This is a genomic window from Xenorhabdus sp. TS4 (assembly GCF_014467265.1).
GTDB lineage: Bacteria > Pseudomonadota > Gammaproteobacteria > Enterobacterales > Enterobacteriaceae > Xenorhabdus > Xenorhabdus ehlersii.
Genome location: NZ_NKHQ01000054.1, coordinates 1 through 24,541 on the forward strand (window position 1 = coordinate 1; position 24,541 = coordinate 24,541).

The 24,541-nt window shown below is 42.7% G+C and carries 14 protein-coding genes and 2 pseudogenes; 6 read left to right on the top strand and 10 right to left on the bottom strand.

The genetic code is table 11. The annotated features are described in order from the left end of the window. Positions 1-342: IS5 family transposase (locus tag Xets_RS13200; protein ID WP_187651860.1), on the bottom strand; the 342-nt coding region annotated here is incomplete at its 3' end. Positions 343-372: 30 nt separating this feature from the next. On the opposite strand from Xets_RS13200, the gene Xets_RS13205 reads away from it, so the two are divergent. The 5 genes from Xets_RS13205 to Xets_RS13225 all read left to right on the top strand — a co-directional run bounded on the left by Xets_RS13205 (position 373) and on the right by Xets_RS13225 (position 4,278). Further along, the gene (locus Xets_RS13205; protein ID WP_255430637.1) at positions 373-1,413 is read left to right on the top strand and encodes a hypothetical protein; all 1,041 of its coding nucleotides are present in this window, start codon (positions 373-375) and stop codon (positions 1,411-1,413) included. After that, entirely contained in the window at positions 1,410-1,895 is a 486-nt protein-coding gene (locus Xets_RS13210) for a hypothetical protein (protein ID WP_187651850.1), read from the top strand. Before Xets_RS13205 ends, Xets_RS13210 begins: the two co-directional genes overlap by 4 nt. 241 nt (positions 1,896-2,136) lie before the next feature. After that, the gene (locus tag Xets_RS24715) at positions 2,137-2,706 is read left to right on the top strand and encodes a hypothetical protein (RefSeq protein ID WP_255430638.1); all 570 of its coding nucleotides are present in this window, start codon (positions 2,137-2,139) and stop codon (positions 2,704-2,706) included. 222 nt (positions 2,707-2,928) lie between these two features. Further along, positions 2,929-3,192 (top strand): PAAR domain-containing protein, encoded by a 264-nt coding sequence (locus Xets_RS13220; protein WP_099134059.1) that lies wholly within the window; start codon positions 2,929-2,931, stop codon positions 3,190-3,192. A 348-nt stretch (positions 3,193-3,540) separates the two neighbouring features. Further along, positions 3,541-4,278, top strand: coding sequence for a class I SAM-dependent methyltransferase (locus Xets_RS13225; RefSeq protein WP_187651851.1), 738 nt, complete (start codon positions 3,541-3,543; stop codon positions 4,276-4,278). Between the two features lie 135 nt (positions 4,279-4,413). On the opposite strand, the gene Xets_RS13230 is transcribed toward Xets_RS13225, so the two are convergent. The 3 genes from Xets_RS13230 to Xets_RS13240 form a co-directional block, all read right to left on the bottom strand. After that, positions 4,414-5,571: a PfkB family carbohydrate kinase gene (locus Xets_RS13230; RefSeq protein WP_099134061.1), complete on the bottom strand. Its 1,158-nt coding sequence runs from the start codon at positions 5,569-5,571 to the stop codon at positions 4,414-4,416. Between the two features lie 841 nt (positions 5,572-6,412). Beyond that, complete coding sequence (locus Xets_RS13235) at positions 6,413-6,832, bottom strand: hypothetical protein (RefSeq protein WP_255430639.1); 420 nt, start codon at positions 6,830-6,832, stop codon at positions 6,413-6,415. 95 nt (positions 6,833-6,927) lie between these two features. After that, positions 6,928-8,109 carry a DUF2235 domain-containing protein gene (locus tag Xets_RS13240; RefSeq protein WP_143707547.1) on the bottom strand — a complete coding sequence of 394 codons (1,182 nt, stop codon included), beginning with the start codon at positions 8,107-8,109 and terminating at the stop codon, positions 6,928-6,930. Between the two features lie 177 nt (positions 8,110-8,286). Here Xets_RS13240 and Xets_RS13245 point away from each other — a divergent pair, with 177 nt between their 5' ends. After that, the gene (locus Xets_RS13245) at positions 8,287-8,448 is read left to right on the top strand and encodes a hypothetical protein (protein ID WP_187651864.1); all 162 of its coding nucleotides are present in this window, start codon (positions 8,287-8,289) and stop codon (positions 8,446-8,448) included. Here Xets_RS13245 and Xets_RS13250 read toward each other — a convergent pair. The 6 genes and pseudogenes from Xets_RS13250 to Xets_RS13275 all read right to left on the bottom strand — a co-directional run. Beyond that, positions 8,402-8,500, bottom strand: a pseudogene (locus Xets_RS13250) (IS982 family transposase); the annotation flags it as partial. The gene Xets_RS13245 and the pseudogene Xets_RS13250 overlap by 47 nt on opposite strands. A 369-nt stretch (positions 8,501-8,869) precedes the next feature. Further along, positions 8,870-10,183 carry a sodium-dependent transporter gene (locus Xets_RS13255; protein WP_099130724.1) on the bottom strand — a complete coding sequence of 438 codons (1,314 nt, stop codon included), beginning with the start codon at positions 10,181-10,183 and terminating at the stop codon, positions 8,870-8,872. A 38-nt stretch (positions 10,184-10,221) separates the two neighbouring features. Continuing rightward, positions 10,222-10,383 (bottom strand): annotated as a pseudogene (locus Xets_RS13260) (branched-chain amino acid transport system II carrier protein); the annotation flags it as partial. An 815-nt stretch (positions 10,384-11,198) separates the two neighbouring features. Next, complete coding sequence (locus Xets_RS13265; protein ID WP_187651852.1) at positions 11,199-14,321, bottom strand: autotransporter outer membrane beta-barrel domain-containing protein; 3,123 nt, start codon at positions 14,319-14,321, stop codon at positions 11,199-11,201. A gap of 299 nt (positions 14,322-14,620) precedes the next feature. After that, entirely contained in the window at positions 14,621-15,907 is a 1,287-nt protein-coding gene (entS, locus tag Xets_RS13270) for an enterobactin transporter EntS (RefSeq protein WP_099130726.1), read from the bottom strand. Between the two features lie 47 nt (positions 15,908-15,954). Beyond that, a complete protein-coding gene (locus Xets_RS13275) occupies positions 15,955-24,540 on the bottom strand; it encodes an amino acid adenylation domain-containing protein (RefSeq protein WP_370588240.1) in 8,586 nt (2,861 codons plus the stop codon). Position 24,541 lies beyond the last annotated feature (1 nt).

A 24,541-nucleotide genomic window follows, 5' to 3' on the forward strand; every position in this document is an offset into this window, starting at 1 on the left:
CGCCCCTGCGGCATCTTTACTGGCGCGAATATTACGGCCATCCAGACAAATTTCAGCCCAGTCAATCAAGCCTTTTTCATCCAGAATGGACAGTAACCGGTTAAATATTTTGTTGATAATGCCTGATTTTGACCAGCGATTAAATCGGTTATAAACCGTTTTCCAGGGACCATAGCGTTCCGGTAAATCACGCCATGGAGCTCCTGAGCATAGCACCCAGAACATCCCATTCATCACACGGCGGTGTTCAACATGTGGACGTCCTGCCCGCTTTGAATGAATAGGGGGCAGGCAAGGTTCTATCAATATCCATGCCTCATCAGGAATGTCGTAACGTGCCATCATCTTTTTCCCGTATTGAAAACAAGTTAGATGATAATACTATCAATTTACATTAAGGGACACAGCCTAGAAGAAAGAAAAATCAGCCTGATTACAAATATAAATAATCCAACTACAGAGAAGCCTTATATCAGTGGTTATGATTATATTACTGTGGTAGGTGCCAGAACAGCGCCATGGGATTTCAGCTTGGGAGGTGTTACAAGAGGGTTTGAAGAATCAATGGGAAATCAATACCGTTTTATTAATTGTGGGTTACATCAGTTGCAGCTTTTTCCTAAAGCAAGTCAGGGAGATTATGCTGTACAACGAATTATAATTGTGTTTTCACAGGGATATACAGACATGGATCGTCAAAGAATAAATGACTATGCTCAAAAATTAGGTGCCCGTGTCCGCTATGTAACAGATGTACCGATGTTCATTAGGATTATAAATGAAAGAAAACAAAAGAAACGCTTAATCAAAGAGATGGTGTTTTTCTGTCATGGCGTGATTGATTGTGCCACCTTTCATTATCAGGGAAAGAATGTGGAAGAAGGGAAATTTGGGCCAGACGAAATTAAAAAGGTGTATGAGTCGGTATTTGATTCTGATGCTAAAATAACAACCTACGCTTGCCGGGCAGGAATTTCGGTGGATGGTAGCGATTTTACAGGAAAAAATGCGGGGCAGGATAAAAGCCCGGCACAGCGAATGGCTAATGCCTGGGATGTTGGGGTCAAAGCATTTGAGATGCGCTCTCTCTATGACATCGTTTATGGAACGGGAAAGGAGATTAAAGAGGCGAGAGAATATAGCAAAGTAATTGACAAATATGAAGCAGCTCGCAGAGCTTATAATTATGAATTGAGTAAAGGGAACAAAAACGCCAAACCACCAGAAAAACCAAAAGATTATGACATAATGAAAAAACGTAATGAAGGTTTGAAGGCAAGAGAATACAACGAAGACCACGGTGGAGGCCCTATTGCACCGAATGCTACCTGGCGATTACCGGGAACAGGAAATTCGCCAAAAGGACTAAAAAGTGGTCTGCAAAATTATAATCCAATAGAGTGGATTTTATGAATTTACTTAAAAAAAAGCTTATTGTTAAGATAGCAATTTTGACAATTTTCACTTTATTTTTTTCAGGTGCTTATTATATGTATATGCAAAAATTTCAAATGTATATTAGGGTAACTTCATATGATGTAAACTCGTCTGAGTTTCCTAGTAAAAAGGTCTGGTTCGATGCCAGTGAATGGCTGAAATCTTCGCAGTATATTAAAGTTCATGATGCTTATTTGATTAATAAGAAATTAGTTCCTATTGAAAATTTGAATACGCTGAGTATCACAATGACATTACAGGATGAAATTGATAGTTCAATAAAATTCCCCGAATTAAATGTATTAAAAGATATGGAAGCTATAAAATTCTTGCAATTAATGCAAAATAAAATGAATTATGAATACATATACACAAAATTTGATGAAGAATCATTAAAGCCAGTGCTAGACTTTTTTTTGATTAAATTTCCTTATAAAGAAAAAAATATGAACTATTAGTAATGAGAAGAAAATATGGAAATGAGTATGTGTACGACCATTTCGACTCTATTTACAGAGAAAATGAATGGCATAAACATAATAAAGACACTCTAATATATAGAGATTATCTTGCAGGCAAGATTGATTCATACAAACAATAAATTAAACAAAGACATAGTTGTTGGATTTTAAATTCTATTAAAAACGTATTTTACCAGCAACTATAGCGTTAGTTATTGTGACCGGAGATATCATAAATATGACAATAGAAATTAATGAAGACCAATGGAATATGCTAAAAAAACATTCATTCAATTCATTTATTGATGAACTGGTAGTACATTGTAATGAATCCTATCCCTATCTTAAAATAAAATTAGGTGAAGATAAATTGAGGACAGCGCTGGAAAACGCAATAGAAAAATCGAAAAACGATGGATTTGATCAACGCGGTACTGTTCAGTTTTATATTGATATGCTTATTTTATTTGGTACCGAATTTCAAACTGACCCACAATATGTATGGATAAAGACGATCCTAGATAATCACTCCTGCCTTGGGCAATTAGAAAGAACAAGTTTACTTTATCATGAGATCATTCGATATTTTAATGAAGTGCATGGCGAACAAGATGAATATCTGAAAACCAGTATATTTAAATTTCAAAATATCAATATTGAACGCTTAAATGTTCAATGGAATACCTATGAAAGTAATGTAGACTCACTATTAAATTCTCTTTTTCCACAAAAATATCGATATATTAAACAAGATAATATCAATAAATTCATTCAATTTGGTGTTGAAAAATTCAATCAACATGCATAAAAAATGCCAATTATTCAGCGTTTTTAACATTAATAATGTTTTTATTAGGACATCAATTCGATCAGGATATTTTCTTTCCTCATTTCAATGAAAGGTTGTTAAAACAATATCATTCTGATGTTGATTCATTAATCATAGAAATAGAAAATAAAACCAAAGATTATTTAAAAATACTATCTTCAATAGAATGAAAATATTGCAGATGATTACAGAGAGATAAATATGTCAAATAAACCAGTTATCCGGTTAAATGATACGACCGATCATGGTGGTAAAGTGATCACTGCCATTGATGGTTATGTTTATCAAGGAGTTCCCATTGCTGGAAAAGGTGATTTAGTTGTTTGCCCAAAATGTGAAGACACATTCCCGATAATAGAAGGGAGTGAGTCTTTAAAGTATCAGGGCAAACAGGTTGCCTTGGAAGGTATGAGCACAGCTTGCGGCGCAAAACTGATTGCCAGTCAAAATAAACTGCGTGCCTGACACTAACACGAAATTATATGAGCGGAAGTTAGTCTGACTTTCCGCTTGATTCTCATTGATGTTACATTTTCTCACCAGCTAACTCTATTTGAGCCTGTTCGGGGAAATGCGCCTTGACAGCGACTTATTTTTTATACTCAGTTTTCATCACAGACAAGGGGTTCTCAGCTTAAAATGGGGCAATGCGCTTGAATAGAGCAACATCTGATTATTCCTGATTTAATTTAAACAGATTGTTTATCGTGTAAAATTAATCACATTACAAAAATAATTGTATCTCATTATTCCATGATACTTTATCCTTATAAAATAGTACCCTTATTTTATTTTTTATCAGGAGCCATAATAATGGAAGAGCAAGCAAGCTATGATTCAATTGGAGAACATTACGAACAATTTTCCAATACGGTAGCCCAACGACAGTCTGAACTTCAGGATATACTCAACATGGTCGGTGAGATACAAGGAAAGTCAGTGCTGGATCTAGCTTGCGGGTATGGTTATTTTGGGCGGGAATTTCACCGCCGTGGGGCGTCAAAAGTGGTTGGCGTCGATATCTCTGAAAAAATGATTGAACTCGCTAAAACCAAGTCAAAACTGTATGGTGATGATATTGAGTTCCATGTACAAAATGTATGTGAGATGAAATTAGATGAAAAATTTGATATCGTCATCGCCGCTTTTTTATTCCACTATGCAGAATCCACAGAAGAACTGGAAACGATGTTTCAGGCAGCCGCTGATCATTTAAAACCTTCCGGCAAATTAATTGCTTATATGGCATCACCTGATTATCGGTTAGAAAGCGGAAACTGTGAGAATTATGGTTTTAAGATTTTGAGCGAAGAGCCCTGGAAAAATGGCTTCCGTCACCAGGCAAAATTTCTGTCAACCCCCCCAAGCCCTTTTACGTTTTATCGTTGGAGCCGTGAAAGCTATGAAAAAGCGCTTAAAAAAGCAGGATTCGATCATTTTAGCTGGAAAAGACCTACGGTCCTGGACAGCGATTTAGTGCGTTATCCTCAAGGTTTTTGGGATAATTACCTACAAAATTGTGTCCATACCGGACTTGTTTGCCAGTTTTAAGCTCACTCCCCATTCCTTCCACATGACGATTGGATTAAATTCAATCAGACATAAACATTGACATGAATGGACTTTGAAAAAATGCCGGGTCCAGCCCGGCCCTAGCCACAATACTAACATTCTCATTTTTTATTTTTATGATATTTGTTGGTTATTCATCATTGTTATTGGATCTAATAGCAGTAACTTATCAACAGCAAATGGAGACAGGGTTAGTGAATGTGTTAATTCAGTAGACAGGACAAGTGCAGCACAACGTTGGGCGAAATATACACTTTCCTTAAAGTCCATACCTGCCAACGCGCAATGAACTAACCCTGCCATCATTGCATCACCGGAACCCGTGTTATTGACAACATCAACAGGAAATGCCGGAGAGTGACCCGATATATAATCTAACTCACTGTAGTAAACACCGTCAGCGCCCATACTTAAAACTACCCGCTGTACCCCTTGTTCATGAAACCATGATGTGACCCACTTAGCCTCTTTTATTGAGTTAATTTTAATGCCACTGATTTTTTCTGCTTCCAGCCGATTGGGTCTGATAGTATGAATATAGGATAACCAGTTACGTACTATGCCCGCCTTATATGACGAGACAGGATTAACAAATATGGGCACATTACCTGAGTTTTTAAATAACCATTCCAGAGCATCCTCTTTCAAATTGCAGTCGATACTCAGTATGCCGGCCCGCTCAATAAGCGCTTTAGATTTATTTAGCAACTCAGGCGTGAGTTTTTTCAAAATATCCATATCACTCACGGAAGTGTGCGGTTCACCATGACTATCAACTATTGAATGATAAATCGAAGTTCTTTCATTATTGAGTTTATGAGAATGGCTAAGATCAACACCGGCTAACCGGGTTTCTCTAAACAATCTTTTTCCATATGAATCATCACCAAAAACAGAAATTAAATAACTGTCATTCTTTAACGCGGCAATGTTATGCGCCACATTTCGGGCGACACCACCTAGCGTATATTTTGTTTTCCCTGGGTTGGAATCTTTCTTTAATAATTCAGTCGAAGCGAAGCTGGTAATATCCATGTTGGAAGCCCCCACCGTTACGGCATAATTTCCACTGGAAAAAATGTATCCTTTTCCTTTTATATGCCCTTTTTTTTGTAGGTTAAGGATATATCCTGCAACGCTTGAACGACTAATGCCAATAGTATCAGCGATTTCTTTTTGGGCGAGAAAAGGATTTTTCCTGAGAAGTTGTAATATTCTAAACTCCAGATTATCCATTTTTCTCATATCATGCCCTTTATTGTTTTTAAACATAGTTGTTTTTATTCCATTGATTAATGACAGTAAAGCGTATTTTTATACATTATGCTGGTAGTGAGAAAGCGATCGAAAACTCAATGATATATTATTTATCGTTAAAAATGTGATTTTACTCTTGAATTTTTACCTGAAAAATAACCCATTGACGGAATTTTAAAACACTTAGCATGGTAACCATATTTTATTCCAATTTATTTACATACAAAACAAATGGTTGCATTATGTCCGCATTATTATTAGCACTTGTCTTTTCTTCTGTTTTAATTTTATTCTGCAAATGAAATGGGGATTTCTCAATTACATTAAAATGTGATAATTAACACACTTTCACCGATATGAAATATTGGCCCACGATTTTATTGCGGTGTAATATTTTTCATATTGAATAAGGTTTTTTATTATACCGTTAAATTTATTTGACTATGTCGTCACCATGAGTGCTTTTAATTATTAATACATTACTTATATAAATGAAATATTTCCCTTCATCATAATAACCAATATTTATATTTAACTACCTTTTTTATTAGTGAGGGGGAATAATCCGTTAAGAACTCCCCATCAATCGATTGATATCTGTCAGCTCAGGGATGAAAAAAACGTCATGCATGGAGACGGATTACTCGAGAAAATTTGTTGTCCCAAAGAGATAACTACTTGAAGTGATAATAATTTTTTTTTGGGGGGGGAACCTGTGCTTGAATCAGGATCACCACTGGATGTGATGCCGTATCCAAGAAAAGGCATTCAAAACAAAGAAAAAATAGCGGCGTTTCAAGTGACTGCCCAAACAGCCGCTCATTTCTCTTATAGGTAAAATAATGGAACATGCTATTCAGTACTGCTGCTTACCACACGCAAATGCCGTCATCGCCCAGGCATTTCGCATCCACCGGTCTGTTTCTGCCCAAAACGCCCATTTCGCCTGATGCTCTGCGGAACCTGGGCTGGCCGCCAGGTAATCCGTAGAGGTCACGTAAAATTCCCGCGCCCAGCCATCATAGAGATAAAAGTTCCCCCATTCCTCATAGAGCCGTTCGAGGACATATTTGGAGGCAATCCGGCTGCCGAGTGATTGGCAAAGCTGTTTCGCATGAGAATAAAAGTCTTTTGTCAGGCCCGAGCGCTCAAACCAGGTGTGAACCGTCAAGGTCAGTTCAGCCTGTTGCCCGGTCTCATCAGTACCGGTGAGCCTTACTCCATCAGGATTTTGCTGTACTGTCTGATAATTCGGTTTTATTGCCGTTGACAACACTGGATAAAAAAATCACCGGCGCGCAGATCATCAAACCCAATGGAGATAAAAAATTACTGTCCGGCAGCCAGAAAAAAGGGGCGTTTATTATTGCATCAGAACTGAAAGCGTCCCCCGACACTATTCCAGTGTGATGAGCAATGGACGTATTTAGTCTGGATCAAGGCTAACTCTTCTGCGTTAAAAGGAATTAATGACTGGCCTTGTCGAACAGCACGCCCTTGATTGATTGCTTTTTCTGCCAATGCAGTAAGCTCTGAGGGTAGTTTATAATCGTCATCTTTATCGCTGGGTTTACTAAAAATCACACCAGACTCTTGTGCGGCATCCTGCATGACCAGCATGACTACTTTAGACCAGTCATTGGTGATTTCCCGATACAGCACTGTCGCCGATGCTACTTGTTTTTGAAAACGTTCCAGCTCGTTACGCGGGTAAAACTGGTTATTTTGCCACGTTTCTACTTTCACCTCGTTGTTGTGCAATAACGGGGCAATAGCCGGATAGCTTCTTATCTGAGATAATTCTTCCTGTGCTTTTCTATATATCCAGGTGGCGTTATTAGGGGTACTTTCATCCACGGTAAGGCTACGTGGCCGGGTGATAAATAACCGTTCTGTTTCCATCGGGTTATAGCCCCCGCCAATATCGGAATGCGCGCCGGGGAATATCAATTCCGGGTAATCAGGCTTAATGCTATTTAAAGAGAAATTATAACGACATTCATTCATGGCCGTAATATGGAAAATATGCTCTGCTATGCCATCAGGTAAACAAATATAAACATCGCCCGTATCAGCGGTATGAGGGTTAAGTCCATTTCTGAGTGTACCCATCGCCGCAACGGTATCAAAAATACCCAGAAAACGGCTTTTCCCTGTAGGATACGTGGACTTATTCAGGTAACGTCGTTGATTAAAACCATCAGTTAAGGCCTGCACCAGAATAGGATCACGATTAAAAACCCGGTTGGCAAAATGGCGGGCAGCCGCTGCTCCCCGACTAAAACCAATAATATCAAACTGGAGACATCTGATATTATCCTGAATCTTTTTCAGTGATTCTGTTAGCTCAATCTTTATTTTTTGGATATCCTCCAGCTTGTCCCGCAGATTGGCAATCAAAAACGCAAAGGACTCGAAAACACGGACAATATCAGGGTCATGAGAGGAAACCAGAAATTCAGCCAGATGCGGCGACTCTTTCGCGATGTGCTCAGCCAGCTCTCGCAGGTAAGCGCGCTCTTTTAGATAAAGCGATTCCTTTTCGCTTTTCATTGAATTTAACTTATGTTTTATCAATTGGGCTTCGGTATTATGCTGAATACCAGCGAGATAAAATGCGTAGCTGAACAGCAAAGCACATTTATTCTATACATCAATCAATCAAATTAATTAACGAATTAAATCCACTTTTTGGCTGGTTTTGGCGGAATATGGGGGGATTATCGGAATATGCGCGAAAATTCAGGTAAAAATAAAGATGCCAGGATCGCCTTCGGTTGGCGAACAAAAACTCCCGTAGCCTGCAAGGGAGAGCAAGCATTGCGGTACATCTGCGCACTTTTGGAAGCAGGTATCCGTTATCGAGACAAAATTGCTCCCACTTCGGGATAAAAAAACGGCAAAAATCGTCGACACCACAAAAAATTTCAACTAACTTGTCCATGACCTGTTCCTTCCCGGAGCTGTTTCGGCATGTACCAAAACATGGCTCCTGGAACAGGCTTCACGTCAATTTCTTATCCAGAATGCGGGTTAATTAACTTAATTTCGCTAATCAGTTATTAGCGACTTGATTAGTCAAACATTCATTATGTGAATCCAAACTCCATATGAAATTTTCTATCAAACATTTGAGTGTCTTAGGAAAATTGGAGGATTAAAATCGGTTCGAGGCATTTTTATGATGGTTAACGGGCGGTTTTGGTGGATAAACTCGCCCGTTTAAATTTTTACCTAAAATGTAGCAGTGTTACAAAATTGCAGCATCATTCTCTATCAAATAAAAATGAATGAAAGATGATACTTAACACAATCAAATAAGTCCGTGTACCAAAATCACCCCGATACATAAAGGTCCGACATATCGCCATACAAACCGTAAACACTGACGTTTCCGCGATGACATATTATCCGGTATTAGTGCATTGACCTTACGTGACCAACCAAATACAAGGCAAATGATAATCCCGAATAATGGCATGAGAACATTGGAAGTAATAAAGTCCAGCATGTCGAAGATGGATTTTCCACCTAATGTGACGTGACTTAGGGGGCCAAAAGATAAGGAAACAGGGATCCCCATTAACATAATCGATGCCGTGACTATTAAGCTTGTTTTACGACGTGACCATTGAAAACGCGTCTGAACATAAGCAACAATGTGCTCAAGTAATGAAATTGCTGAGGTCAGCGCGGCCATTAATAACAATAAAAAGAAAGTGACTGCTAAGATTGAGCCACCAGGAAGACTGGCGAAATAAATTGGCATCGTCATAAACGTTAATCCGGGGCCCGCATTTGGTTTTAAACCAGCAGCAGCCAAAGCAGGAAAAATCATCAGACCAGCCAATATACAGACCAAACAGGAGAGGATTACAACCCAGATACTCGATTTACCAATACCTTTGTTATTAGGCAAATAGGAGCTGTACGTAATGTGGATACCTAAACCGATAGACAGTGAAAAAAATGCCAACCCTAATGCATCTAAAACACCTTTTCCGGTCAAACTATTGAAATCTGGGTATAAGAATAATTTTAGCCCTTCTGATGAGCCCGGTAAACGGATGCCGATAATAATTAACACTATCATGATCAAGAATAACAGCGGCATCATGACCTTAACTGATTTTTCCAAACCTTTCTGCACACCAGATAATACAACGAAACAGGTTAGCCCTGAAAATGCCAGATGTGCGATTATCGGCCACCATGGATTGCTGATGAAATTGGTGAAAATAGATGTCAGTTGAGAGATGTCTGTAATATTCAACTTTCCTGTACTTGCCATCACCGTGTAGCCTATGGTCCAACCACCGACAACACTGTAGAAGCTATAGATACACCATGAACTGAATACACCTATAAGGCCAACCCACCCCCAGTGTTTACCAAGTAATTTTTTAAACGCATTAACGGCCACTTCACCCGTACTGCTTCCCAGCATGTTTTCAGCTAACAGAACCGCTAATCCAATCACAAAGCTAAACAATAAAAATACAACCAGAAATGCACCACCACCATTTGTTGCTGAAACATACGAGAACTTCCAGATGGCACCAATGCCAACGGCAGATCCGGTTGCGGCTAATATGTGCCCCAGACGGGATGTCCATTGTTGACTCATGCTAACCCCCGAATAAATACAGTGTTAGCACATGTACCTAGGCCCATAGCTGTAAGCAAAAAACCAGCAGCAGCGCTCCAAACATGCTCACCCGCTTGCAGGTCAACCATAGGCGGGATGATATTTCCTGTCCCGACGAATAAGGCAAAGGTCATAAAGCCCAATGCCCAAATATCTTTAGATGATAAACGGTATGTCATAATAATTGTTAACTTATTGTTGTGAAAATAATTGCAAATGTAATAGTAACCATCACAATCTCTTGAATTTCCATTGACGAAACTGGATTCTGATTTAACAGTCAGTGATAAGCATCATATTCACTGATATTCGCAAGATACAGAATGATAGTGGTAACATCAAAGATATTATCTTCGTTATAACCTGAAGCATTAACGGAGAAGAGTTTGCTGAGCATATTTAACGACCCATCGCAAGACGCCAATCTTGAATCGGTATGATCCATTTTTAGAAGCCGCTTAAACCACCAGCCACACAACTTCAGCAATCGAGTGCTACTGAGTTCTGACAGGCTGTGGTATTGCCTTTTGAAAACGACAGATCTATTTTAGGATTTTTTTGAACTCAATTTGTTTATGAAAAGTTCACATGCAAGCCTTGGATAATAAGTAAACATTCATGCTCCCGCCTTGCTAAAAAACAACACGAAGTAAGGAAAAACAAATTCCTAGCCGTAATATAAATAAAGATAATTAGAGTAACAATCAAAAAACTGACGGTGTTAAATAACCTGATTAGACATGAATATAGTTTTCACTTCAGCTTTCAGTAATACCTATATTTGGTATTACTGAAAATAGTTACACCAACACGAAGTAAAAATGAGACCCTTCAATTATGGAGTTAACTGAGTGGGTAAAAATTAAAGGACATTAATAGAAACGGCATTTAATACCCCACAATAAAACCATAAAAAATATTCACCACACAAATATTGTGGAGCCAGCATGACTGACTCCACATATTTTATCGAATATTTACATCCCGCCCATCCTCAGAATTGCCATCTAAAACCGACATTCATACTATTATCCTGATGACTGCTGGAGAGCAATCCACTATAGCCAAGCGTGAATGAGACGTTATTACTTGCATTCATCTCCGCATTAGCTTTTAACACCACACCATCACGAGAGGCAGGCACGCTACGAGTCACAAATGTTGTGTTACTGCCACGGAACGATAAACCTGTTGCCCGTTCACGCTCACCGTATTGGTGTTGCCAACCTAATTCTCCATTTAAGGTAATTGAAGAACCCCATGCAGCCTGCCAGCTATGATTGGCACGCAATCCCAATGTGGAGAGAGTTGCTTCAGTATGTTGGCTGTTACCGTGAAGTGCGGCTGCGGCACCGTTCTCGTTAATACCTTCATTGCGGAAATTGACGTAAGCCAGGTTAACGAATGGCTCCAGATTCACAGCCCCTGTCGGCAGATGGTAAGCAAGTTCAGCGGATAATTGTGTTGTCCGCCCACTGTACTTGGCATTCTCACTATCACGCTGACTGCCATAGCTGATAAAGCGTTTGGTATCAATACGGTGCCACGTGAACCCGCTATTGGCACGCAAAATAAAGTCACCAAATTGACGATCACCATAAAGAGCGAGGTGATAGTTATTACTGTCAGCAGTAGCACTGTTGCCGCCATCAAGGGAAGTACGGGTGTAACCAGTTGCGATACCAAGACGGCTGTATTCATCAATAAGAGCATCCGCACCAAGGAATAAACCATAGTTGGAAGCCTGATAGCCCGTCGCATTCGCTGTACCAGAAGCGTGGCTCCATGCACCAAGTAGCCGAACCCATGCACCGTTCCTGTCTCCATGAATATCGGGCGAAGATGAACGGCCTTCAGCCTGACTCAAACGAGAATTCAAAGTATCACGTAAATAACGGCTGTCATTAACCAACTGAGACGCGATATCAGCGTGGATTTGCCCATCAAGCTGACGGAACGCAGATCGAGCTTGCTCCGCAGAACTGCTGGCTAAGATACTTTCGTAAACCGGATTACCCCTATCAAGGGTATCAGCGGCAGCAGCTACTGCACGTTCATTCTGTGTCTTAGCAAAATCGACAAAAGCAGTCTCATTACGCCCAATATGGAGAGTGACTTCTCCAGGCTGATAAGACAATCCTGTGCCAAGGAAGAGATAATTCGGGACAACATCATCAAAGCGACCATTGATATTCTGCTTCGCACTAAGAATAGTGTATTGCTGACCAGTCAGGCTTCGCACGTCTTCAAAAGAAAGCAAGTTACCCGTATTCTCAAGAGAAACGGTAACTTTTCCTCCATCAATCTGCGCACTTTTTTCAACCTGAATTTTGTCACTGCGCCCATCGGAAGCGATTTCAACCGCGTAATGAGAACCGGGTTCAAAGGTAATTTTTTCGGCAACCTTAAGCGTACCCATAGAGTTACCTGGTGCTACAGTACCGCCACGCTGCACATTGAGCGCCCCCACCGTACCATTCCCGCCAAGAATGCCACTTTCCATTACTGAAATGGTAGAAGAGACACTACCACTAACATTTAGTAATCCCTGTTTGACCAGCGTTGGGCCAGAATAGGTATTTTGGCCACTGAGAGTCAGCCCACCTCTACCTTGTTTGGTTAATCCACCATGACCACTGATATCATTGCTCCATTGATCCTGAGCACACTGACCCGCATCACAGACACGTTCAGTTGGTTTACCCTTATCGAGCACAGCACCAACACCCGGAATATCAGCAATAAACTGACCCTTGCCGTAGGCCACTCCGTCAGGATCTGGAATACGGAATTTTTCAGGGATATCTTCTGCGGTATAGAACATGCCAGGGCCATTTATTGCTTTACCGAGGTTGATCAATCCCCAGCCGTAAAGCGCATCAATGCCCTTTTCTCCCATATCAGTAGCCGTAGTGCGAAGCACGGAAGCTACTTGATCGCCGGTCATATATGGGAAACGCTCCATCAATACCGCAATACTACCACCAGCATGTGGCGCAGCCATTGAAGTCCCTCTGTAACTGTCATAGCCGGTAGTTATATTGTCTATTCCTGTTCCCTTAATAACTGAGCTATATATCCAGCTACCAGGTGCACTGACACAAAAACTGGCAGTATAGCCACAGCGGGAGGAAAAATCGCTGATGGAATAAGGCACACTATTGGTACTATTTGGATCTTTTTGCAAACTAGTGACTGTCAGCCAGTTTGGTGCAATCTCTGGTACAAACCAAGCCAAGCCCGCGATAGCATCTGGATTACTGTAGTTATTACTATTACCAGCAGCAAAAATTGTCACAATGCCGCTACGAGCCGCATCAATTGCGCCCTGATATGCACCACCAGGTTTTGTACCCAAAATCGGTTTTATTGCATCAAACTGCTTCTGGGCCTCAGCTAAAGTAAAATGGGCTGCGTTCGGATCTTTCCCACCCCTCTCAAGCTCCCTGTCAATACCAATTCCCCAGCTGTTGTTAATGATACGAGCACCGCTATCTATCAACGCATTCCAACCAGCCTGGTAAACACCACCATCATTGCCTAAGATAATGCCATCTTCAGGACCAGGATCACCGTTATCCGCACTGAGTATTTGGGCGTTATAGGCCACACCATGCATTTCTTTGCCCTCTCGGTTACCCCCCGCTATGCCTGCAACATGGACACCATGTGCTCCTAGCGTCCCGTACCTATCCACGGACGGCGTGCCATCATAGGTGAATGGATCACCTTTCTTCACCGGAATATAGGGATCGGTATACTCACGTATCCCAGAAGTCACTAAGTTAGTGACCTTGCCTTTTCCCATAAACTCAGGATGCTTGGCATAAACTACCTGATCAAATATTCCTAATTTGATCCCCTTACCGGTATAACCTCTGGCATAAGCTTCATCAGCATGAATTGCACTAAGCCCCCATTGACTCAAAAACTCACTGGAACGCCAACTGGCAGGATCGCCACTCCGCCCTTTCTCAACATAATTTTCCGCATAGGCTCCTGCGCTGGCCGCGGTCAAACAGCAAGCGATAGCGTGATAAAGTACTCGTGGTTGGGTTTTGACTGATAAACGTGTGGACGTCAGAGGGTTCCAAGGTATTCTGTATTTCTTATTCATTTTAGTCACCATCCATTGTTGATTTGCAAAAATGCCAGCTCTTATGTTTTTTATTGTGTAGGCAGCTTGAAACCATCAAGGTGATAGTTGTCTAAAAAGCAGAGACAGATTAAAAAGGCGTGCTGATTTTTAGATTGTTATCAAAATAAAGCGGGTTTAATCAAAGCCATCACCTACACTATTTACATCACCAATGCACACCATAAAATGCCACATTTTATTATCCTTTATTTTAATAATATTTAACAACACCATAACACATCATGTTATGGTGTTATTTCCGTTAACTATGGTTTCAATTAATTATCACTTTGCTGAGGCCCATGTTCTAAGGTGTTTGTTTCTGATAATGGCATGCGGTCACGCAGTGTAGAATGACGTAAAGGTTTTACTACTGCTGCAAGCAACAAGCAGGTAAGTGCAGCAACAGTTCCAAACGAAAAGACGGTGATTACCGGAGATAGCAAACGTCCCATAAAACCTAATCCCAATGCCCCCAAAGAATCACCAGTAACATCTTGAGCAGTGACAAAACTGTTCACTCGCCCCAATAAATGATCCGGTGTATGACTCTGAACAAGGGTAAATTGCAGTAAGGATGCGAATGCATTCAAATATCCATAACAAACCAACACAAGTAATGCCAGAACGATATTGGTGACGATCCCTAGCATAGATAACGTGATAAAAGAGCACAGAGCACATATAACAAGCAGAACACCAGGCCGGTTACTTCGTCCTATCCAACCGCTGGTAAAGGCTCCGAGCATGGCTCCCAGAGGAACAGCGGAATACATCAAGCCCGTTGCTGACGGCCCTTGGTGGTATACTTCTTGAGATAATGCAGGAAACAGAATACGAACAGCGCCTGCTATACTGATCATCATCCCCACCAATATGACACTGCCCACAATCTTATGCTGACAAACAAATTTCACTCCGCTTATCAACGCACTGATTGGATGCTCTTGTTTACTTGGCTGAGGCTTCATTTCAGGAAGCCTCATCAGGGGTAACAATGTGGCTAATGTACCGATTGCTGCAACAGCAAAGTTCCATCCCGGTCCACCAGCAACAATAATAATACCTGCCAATGCCGGTGAAATAATGGCACCTATGCGAACAGTAATCATGCTCAAGGCGCCTGCCGCAGCCAGATTTTCCCGCCCGACTAAATTGGGGATGGCTGCCATTAATGCCGTCATACCCAACGCACCAAAAAAACCATCCCAAATAGAAAGAAAATAGAGCATATACAGGGACGGAGAGTCTAAAAATGCGTTAAAGCTCAGTGCGACAAAACCGATACCACAAGTACCACGGGCAAACAAAATGAGTTTACGCCTATCATAACGATCAGCCAGTATTCCCCCTAAGATTAAGCCGATGAACATACCGACTCCGTCCAGTGCAACCACAATTCCCACCTGTAAGGTAGATCCTGTCAGAAACTGCATTTGGACAGGAACCCCAACCGTCAGCATTCCTAATGCAAAGACAGATAACATACGGGCAATAAAGATAGCGCGAAAATGGGCATTATTTTTAAGTAAACTAAAATCCAAAAAAATTGATGAAGTAGCCATAATGTTCCATACGATGCGTTAAATACGATAAAGTCAATTGCGGTAGCTTAATTACGGTGTCGTTTCAACAAGCCATTCAGCAGTGGCCCCCATTGCTCCAACGAATCTGGAGAAAGGATATCTGCATGTTCACAATCTTGCCGATAAACCCTTAAATGGCGAATCCAAGGTGCCCATGTCTCCTCTACATCCAATTCCGGTGGCAACGTCCGCGTAGCCACAAACAACGTAGCTTCGCCATCATATTTCTGGTTAACAGCGGATAATAAACTGCGGACAGCGTCTCGATAGTTAGCCACAATATCTTCAAACATTGCCTGCTTTTCCTTACGCAGTTGCGGATCATGCTCATCTTCTGTAGCCGCCATAAACTCTGCCTGTTCACGGGCAATTTCCTGTTTGGCTTCTTCTTCGCTTAACCCTCCCCAATCCTGACCTTCTGGAGGATAAGCGTCCAACAATCCCAAGAAAGCCACTTCCTCACCTTCTTGCTGTAAACGGATAGCCATTCCCTGAGCCAACATTCCTCCCAGAGAATAACCCAGCAAGTAATAAGGCCCATGAGGTTGGATATTTCGTAAAGTCGCCAAATGGCGTGTGCACATTGCGTCGAGACTGTCGCAGTCAGCAATGACACCGCGAGGACGAGGAGATTGTAATCCGATAATCGGCCAGTCTCCCTCCAGATAACGCAGCAACCCACTGTATTGCCAAGAAAAACCTGACGCCGGATGCACACAGAACAGTGCCGGCCCGATTCCCTCCCTCAACGGCAAAACCTCGCCTATTCCACTGTTTTCGTCCGAATTTTTCTTCTGTTCATCCACCAGTAGTGCACTCAATTTTTCTACACTTCGCGCGACCATAATATGACCGACTGAAACACGAAGATTAAGGCGTCGATGTATTTCGGCTGCCAAACGCATTGCCAGCAACGAATGCCCGCCCAAAGCAAAGAAATCGTCATCAGCCCAAACAATGTCGCACTCTAAGATTTCCGCAAACAACTTAGCTAGCTGACTTGCCAAGCCCGCCTGCGGTAACCTGCCAGTCGTTAATTTCTCTGGCATTGGGAGTGCCTTGCGATTCAATTTTCCATTGGCACTTAGCGGGAATTTTTCCTGTATTACATAGCTGACCGGCAGCATATAAGCAGGCAATCGTTTCATCATCGTGTGTTGCAGTGCTTCAATATTCAATGTCACATCTGATTGCGGGATTACCCAAGCAATTAGCTGACGCGCATCAACATTCTCAATTGCCTGACTTGACTTACCTAACTCACGTGCAGCAACCGCAGCCTGAGCCACTCCTGGTTGTTCTAGTAAAACTTGTTCAATTTCACCCAGCTCAATACGCTGACCACGTATTTTTAATTGATCGTCACTGCGTCCAAGGTATTCAACCTCACCATTTTCTGACCAGCATGCAATATCCCCCGTTCGGTACATCCGCTTACCCGATGCAAACGGATCGGCCACAAAACGGCTGGCTGTCAAATCAGCTCGGTTCAGATAGTTTGTCGCTAACTGAATACCACTGAGATAAAGATCACCCGCCACGCCAATGGGAACAGGGCGCAACCAAGGATCTAAAATACGCAATTGGGTATTCCATACCGGCCGGCCGATAGGAACACCAGCGCTACTACAACGCTGTAATGCCTCACCAAACGCAGGTTGCCATGTCACATCCACCGCCGCCTCTGTTGGCCCATAAAGATTATGCAAAGGTGCAGTGATCAGCGTTTGGTAGCGATGTGCCAGTTCACAGGACAAGGCTTCCCCACTACAGAAAACACGTCTCAAACCACGGCAGAAAGGCGCTTCTTGTCCTTGTAACGCTAAAGAATCAATGAATGTTGCCAGCATTGATGGCACAAAATGTAAGGTCGTGACATGGTAATCATCAATAAGTTGTCGAAGACGTGTGGGATCGCGATGCGCTTCCGGTGGCGCCATCATTAACTGAGCACCGGTCATCAACGGCCAGAAAAACTCCCATACAGAAACATCAAAACTACAGGGGGTTTTCTGCAATACCACATCATCTGTAGTCAATGGGTAAGTATCCTGCATCCACAATAAACGGTTAACAATGGCGTGGTGGCTTACCACCACGCCTTTTGGTCGCCCTGTAGAACCTGAGGTATAGATAATATATGCAGCATGTTCAGGCGTTACATTGGCGGCAGAATGGATAGGTTGTTGTGTTTCATCTGCCAGTTTATCCAATAATAATAGAGAAGCCTGACTGGCAAAACGGGCCTGATACTCACTTTCTGTCATCACTAATCGAGGTTCAGCATCTTCCAGCATGATGGTCAAGCGTTCATCAGGATAGCCGATATCAAGAGGCAACCATGTCGCCCCTGCTTCCAGAATCGCCTGTAACGCCAGACTTAGCCGAACCGAACGTGATAATGCAACCCCAACAATATCCCCCGCTTGTACACCCGCTTCAATTAGACGATCAACCAATAGCCGAGTTTGCAGGCGCATTTGCTGGTAGGTCAGACGATGATGACAATCCAACAACGCCAAATCGTCCGGCGTTTTGCCTGCCTGCTCAACCACAATCTGATGAAGTGTTTTGGCTGGAATATCACGATAAGTGTTATTAACTTCCTCAATGAATGCGGCTTCATCGACTGATTGTAACCCCCATTCCCGCAGAGCAATCTCAGGCCGTTCGATTAATTGTTGGCACAAGAACAGTATGCGTTGTGCCAAATGTTCAGGCTGTTTAACGCTTTCACGGTATTCCATTAATAAGCGCAGACGCTTACCCGGCAATACCAATAACGTCAAAGGATAATGGGTATAACCACGGTTATTGATTCCTTGGCAGAGAATGCCTTCAATATTTTCTTTATTTCCTTTGTCTTGCTCCACATTAGGATAATTTTCAACTACCAATAAAGTATCAAAAAGCGTGCCAGTACCTGCAATTCGCTGAATCTCGCCCAAGCCAATATTGTCATGTTCAATCAATTGGATCTGCTGTGCCTGTAGCTGTTCTAGTTGAGGCAATAGAGGTTGCTCCATATCCAGAATAACGCGAACGGGTAAGGTATTACTAAACAACCCGACATGCTGATCCAACCCATCAATCTGCCCAAACCGCCCCGATACAGGAGAGCCGAAAACAACATCAGATGAGCCACTTTGTATACTCAATAACAGCGCCCAAATCCCTTGCATCAGAGTATTGAGCGTTAAACCACGTTGCTGACACAAGTCAGTTAATGCCTGTTCCATCTCTGGTGCGAGTAATATCTCAAGCTCTTTAACCTCACCAGTATGGAGTTGTTCACCAAATAAACATGTTGGTTGAACACCTTTCAATACCTGTTGCCAACATTGACGAGAAGGCTCCGTTTCACGCGCCAATAATTGCTGAACTACATCTTGATAACGTATTTTAGGTGTATGTATCTCGGGTTTATGCAAGGCTTGCTCGCCTTGATTCAACAAGGTCAAAAGGTCTCGCACTAGAATAGGGGTTGACCAGCCATCAACGATCAGATGATGAGCATTTAGCAATAGCGTATGGTGTAAACTTCTACCGTGACGCACCAGCAATGCATGTAACATCGCTGCTGGTTGTTGAAAGAGGTTCCGCGTGAGTTCTGCTTTTTCCAGTTCCCGTAATGCTATCTCTCCCTCTTCCGCTGTCAACTCAGGTAGTTGATGGCAATCAAGTGTCCAATAATCTTTGTCATCAGAAATGAGGGGGATCAATTGCAATGGAGAGACGCATTGTTCAGTATCAAATTTTGCAGCTATCTGAGGATGATGCCGTACTAAAACTGACAGCGCCCGACGTAGCTTAACAACAGACAATGATCCGAACAGGGAAAGGCGCGTCAATGAGTTATAGCTGCCATGCTCGGTGGCTGTTTGTGCATGGAATAATAACCCTTGTTGTAGTGGCAGTAACGGTAATACCGCGGATAGTGGGCCATAACGTTCAGTCAACTGAGTGAGATCGTTCTCCTCAATATCTGATAACCCAGTTTCTGCAGCGACTAAAGTTGCCATAGCCCGTAAGGGCTGCTGCCTGGCAAATTGGATTAAGCAATCAGCCGCCCACGCCATACCGCGATGTAATTCCGCAATATCTTGATGACTGAAAATACCATCAACCCATTGCCAGTTAACCACCAACTGTGGAGTGTTGCCCTGCTCATCCACAAACAAATTGATTTCTAAGCTGTGGCTTAGGGACATTTCGGGATCTTGATAAACCGCAAAAGCATCTTGGAAAAGATTCTTAGTTCGCCGTGGTGCCCATAAGTGATCTGTCTCGACAAAGCGCCCCAGATAATTAAATAAAATCTCTGGTGTTTCTTGCGTTGCCAGTATTTTCCGCCCTGTTTGATCAAGGTAGCGCAGCAAGCCATAACCGACTCCGCGATCAGGCACTGCGCGCAAAACACTTTTCACCGCCCTAACTATTTCAACAATAACCATCCCAACAGGTTGGTGCTCTCCTGTTAGTGGCAAACCTACCACTATTGGGTACTCAGCGGTTAGCCAGCCAACCGTGCGAGCTAAGTCGCCTGTTTGATCTAATTCAATGCGACCATGAGATTCTAACTGGAAACGTAACTTATTGACGTTAAAATGACGATAACAAGCCATTGCCAATATTGTTAATAACATTTCTTCAATATTAGCGTGGTATTGCTTTGGCAATATTCCTAATAACGCGATTGTTTGCTCGCCGCTCAATAATGTTCGCTCCTTGCAGGAGGTTATTTGGCGATCCCGCTGTACATCCAGCGGACGCTGCCCTAAAAGAGGCGTTTTTTCATTTAGCATTCGTTGCCAAAAAGGCAATTCAACCACACGTTGTGGTAAATTTTGGCGTAGATAATCATTCCAATCGTATAGAGTGTACTCTTCTGTGGGTAAGACTATGGGCTTACCTGCGATTGCTGCTTCTACTCCCTGACGCAATTCATCCAATAATATTCGCCATGAAACGCCATCTGTTGCCAGATGGTGAATAACAAGCACTAATCCTTTAGATATTCCTCCATGTTGCAATAAACAAGCATGGAATAACTGACCGCTCGCCGGTTCCAAACGCATAACCGCATCATGGAAAGCTTGCTCGGCACAGGCTTCAATATCTGCGCAATCTTGCCATAGACTGTAATGAGTTGCTTCAGATACCGAAATCGACTCACCTAAAACCAAGCGATCATCACGAGTAAATGCGCGTAGTACAGGATGCGCGTGTTCTAAGGCAACCAATGCTTGTGATAAGTGTTGTGGCTGCAATTCTGCGGGGACATGTATAAATACACCGTGAACAAAACGGGTATTAATTCCATGAAACTCAGCAAACCAATGTAAAATAGGCAGGCTATCAATCGTCCCTTTTTGAATGCGTGTAGTCACAGGCTTAACCATGGCAATAGGTGTCATCTTTAACGCCATGCGCGCAGGTGTACGTTCACTGAAAATATCCCGCGGACGTAACTGCCAACCAAGGCGACGTAATTGCGTTCCTAGCGCCATCGCAGAAATACTATCTCCCCCCAACGCAAAAAAGTCATCATCGGCACTGACTTCTTGCACACCTAATAAGCTGGAGAATGCCCCACAAATAGATTTTTCCTGCTCACTTTCCGCTTTTCTGCCCACTGGCAATTGAAATTGCTGTGGTTTGGGTAATGAATTACGGTCAATTTTGCCATTGATCGAAATAGGTAAGGTTTCCAATACCATTAAGAGGGAAGGAACCATATAATCAGGCAGTTTCTTTGCCAGTGCAGCCAGCAGCAGAGCCGAGATATTGGGTAAAGCACGTTGTTGCTCATCCGGTACAGCGCAATACCCCACCAACCGATATGTTGCACCGACAGGTTCAGCAATGACTACCGCAGAACTAACCTCTGGTAAATCAACCAGAGCATTTTCTACTTCACCTAACTCAACACGGAAACCTCGCACTTTAACCTGATGATCCACTCGACCAATAAATTCAAGCAGCCCATCAGGGCGCCAACGCATAAGATCACCACTGCGATACATCACTTCGCCGTGACGGAATGGATTGGCGACAAAGCGTGTTGCTGTCATCCCTGGGCGATGCAAATAACCACGGGCGATACCCGCGCCAGAGAGATACAGTTCTCCCGCTGCACCGATTGGCACGGGTTGTAAGTAACGGTCTAAAAGCCAGATATCGGTATTAGCAACTGGACGCCCAATTACGGGCTGATCAGCCATCCGAATACTCCCCCCCAACGTATCAATAGTATATTCGGAAGGGCCATAATAGTTGTGGATATCCATTTGCGGCTGCTGTTTGAGTAATTCCCATAACCGTGGCGTAGCAGCCTCACCACCAATCATAATAAACGAAGGTTGGTGATTACCTTTTTCCAACAACCCACTATCGATAAGTTGGATCAAGAAGGAAGGCGTAATATCCATGATATCAATCGGTAGCAGATTCATCTGCTGTACCACTCCCCATGCATCCCGCCTCAGTTCCTCATCAAAAATATAGAGTTCACTGCCTAAGATCATACAAAACAGTGGCTCCCAAGAGGAATCAAAGGAGAAAGACGCAGTATGTCCTGCACGTGCTCGTCGGCCATATTGCTGATAAAAATTCTCAATGGCAGGCCCAAATAAATGCGTTGCATGGGAAGTTAATAAATTCAGCAACCCGCCATGTGTGCTCATCACACCTTTTGGCTTACCTGTAGATCCTGAGGTGTAGATCATATAAGCCAAGTGTTCACCACGCAGTTTTTCGCGTCGTTCTTCGTCTGTGACAGGTAACGGGGATAAACGGGAACACAGCGTCGCTACCTGCGGATCATCCAGACAGATGACTTTGAGAGCTTCGGGCATTTGTTCCAGTGTATTCAGGTGGGTGATCAGCAAGGCTGGCTGAACATCATCACACATTAACTGTAAACGCTCCCGCGGATAATCGAGATCAAGAGGAATATAAGCCGCACCGCTGGCTAATACACCCAAAATAGCAATAATTGAATCCACTGAACGAGGAATGCCAATGGCAACCACATCCTCGGCTCCCATTCCCTGTAATAGCAAGAAACGTGCTAGTTGCATCACTTTTACCATCAATTGATGGTAAGTAAGCTGTTCATTGTGACAACGTATAGCAATAGCATCAGGCTGCCGTTCAACCTGTTGCAAAAAGAGATCCAGTACAGAAACTCTATCTATAGACGGTTGAGTTCTCGGCCCGCATGACCAGCTATCAAGCCGTTGTTGTTCTTGTGGCGGAATAAGTGGGATGAACGCAATAGATTGCTGCGGCTGCATGAGCAATTGATTCAACAAATAGCTGATCCGTTCACTGTGCCACTGTAACGTTTGTTCACTATACTTTTTGCGATTCGCGATAAGTGTCAGATGAAGCTGCTCATCATAACAACACAATTCAAATTCTAAATCATCCACGGGCCCCATCGCGAGTGTATGCGTCTTGATGGATTTACCGTCTAATTTCAACGCCTCATTATAGATTTTGTAATTAAACACGGGGCCATAAAGCGCATTGTTGCCACCGGATAATCCCAGATCACAACGCAGTTGTTCGGCTTCATACCGCTGGTAACGACGAACTTGCTTCATTTCATCCACAAACGCTTTTGCTACTTCTGCCAGGGACATCCTGTCTTGCAGTTTTATGTGCAGTGGCAAGAGATTAACTACTGGCCCCATCGCACAAAGCGCTTGAGATCCCAAGCGCCGCATAAAAGGAAAACCAATCGACAGATGTTTTTCTCCACTCATGCGATAGAAATAGATGCAGAGTGCAGCCATCACAATTTCAGCCGGCTGGAATTGCCGCAGTAAATCATCTTCTCTTAATGAAACAAACTGAGTGAGGGGAAAATGACAATGATAATGCAGCGGTAATATATTGTTATTATTTACAATATTTTCAGTAGCAAGTGAAACAGCAACACCTCGTTCATAGGTATGCTTTTGCCAGAACGTGGCTGACTCTGCTTTCGCAGAGGATTGCTCCCAGCTCTGATACTCTTTGACGACTAATTCAAAGGAACAGAAAGGATTTTCAGTTGGCTGGCGACCTGCGCTTAACGCATTATAGATATCAATAATACGTCGAGTCAGAGCATCAAAACTGAAGCCATCCAACATAAGATGGTGAAAACGCAGATACCAGAACCAGCGCTCTGGCTGGGCATCAACCTTCATGATCACGTGTCGATATAAAGGACGTTCTCCATCGGCGGGTAACTCAGCAGCCAGATCTGTCTGCATTAATTCCTGAGCTCTGCTTTCTCCCTGTCCATGAGAGAAATCAAACCACTCAGGAGCAACTACCTGTTGCGCATTACGGAAAACAGGAATTTGCTGTACAGGCTCTCCCTCTTCATTAATAAAATATCGCGCGTGAATGGTATCGGCCTCAGCCAATCCCTGGCGAATAGCGGCATCAAATAGGGAGCGATCCAGTCTCCCATTAATTTCAATATAATGCGCAATGGTAAACACATTACGGTGGTTGGCAAGTTGATCAGCCACCCAAATTCCAGGCTGAGCAGCTACTAGTGGCAACGTTAGATCGACTGATTTAATTTCAGAAAATGGCAATACATTGGGCACG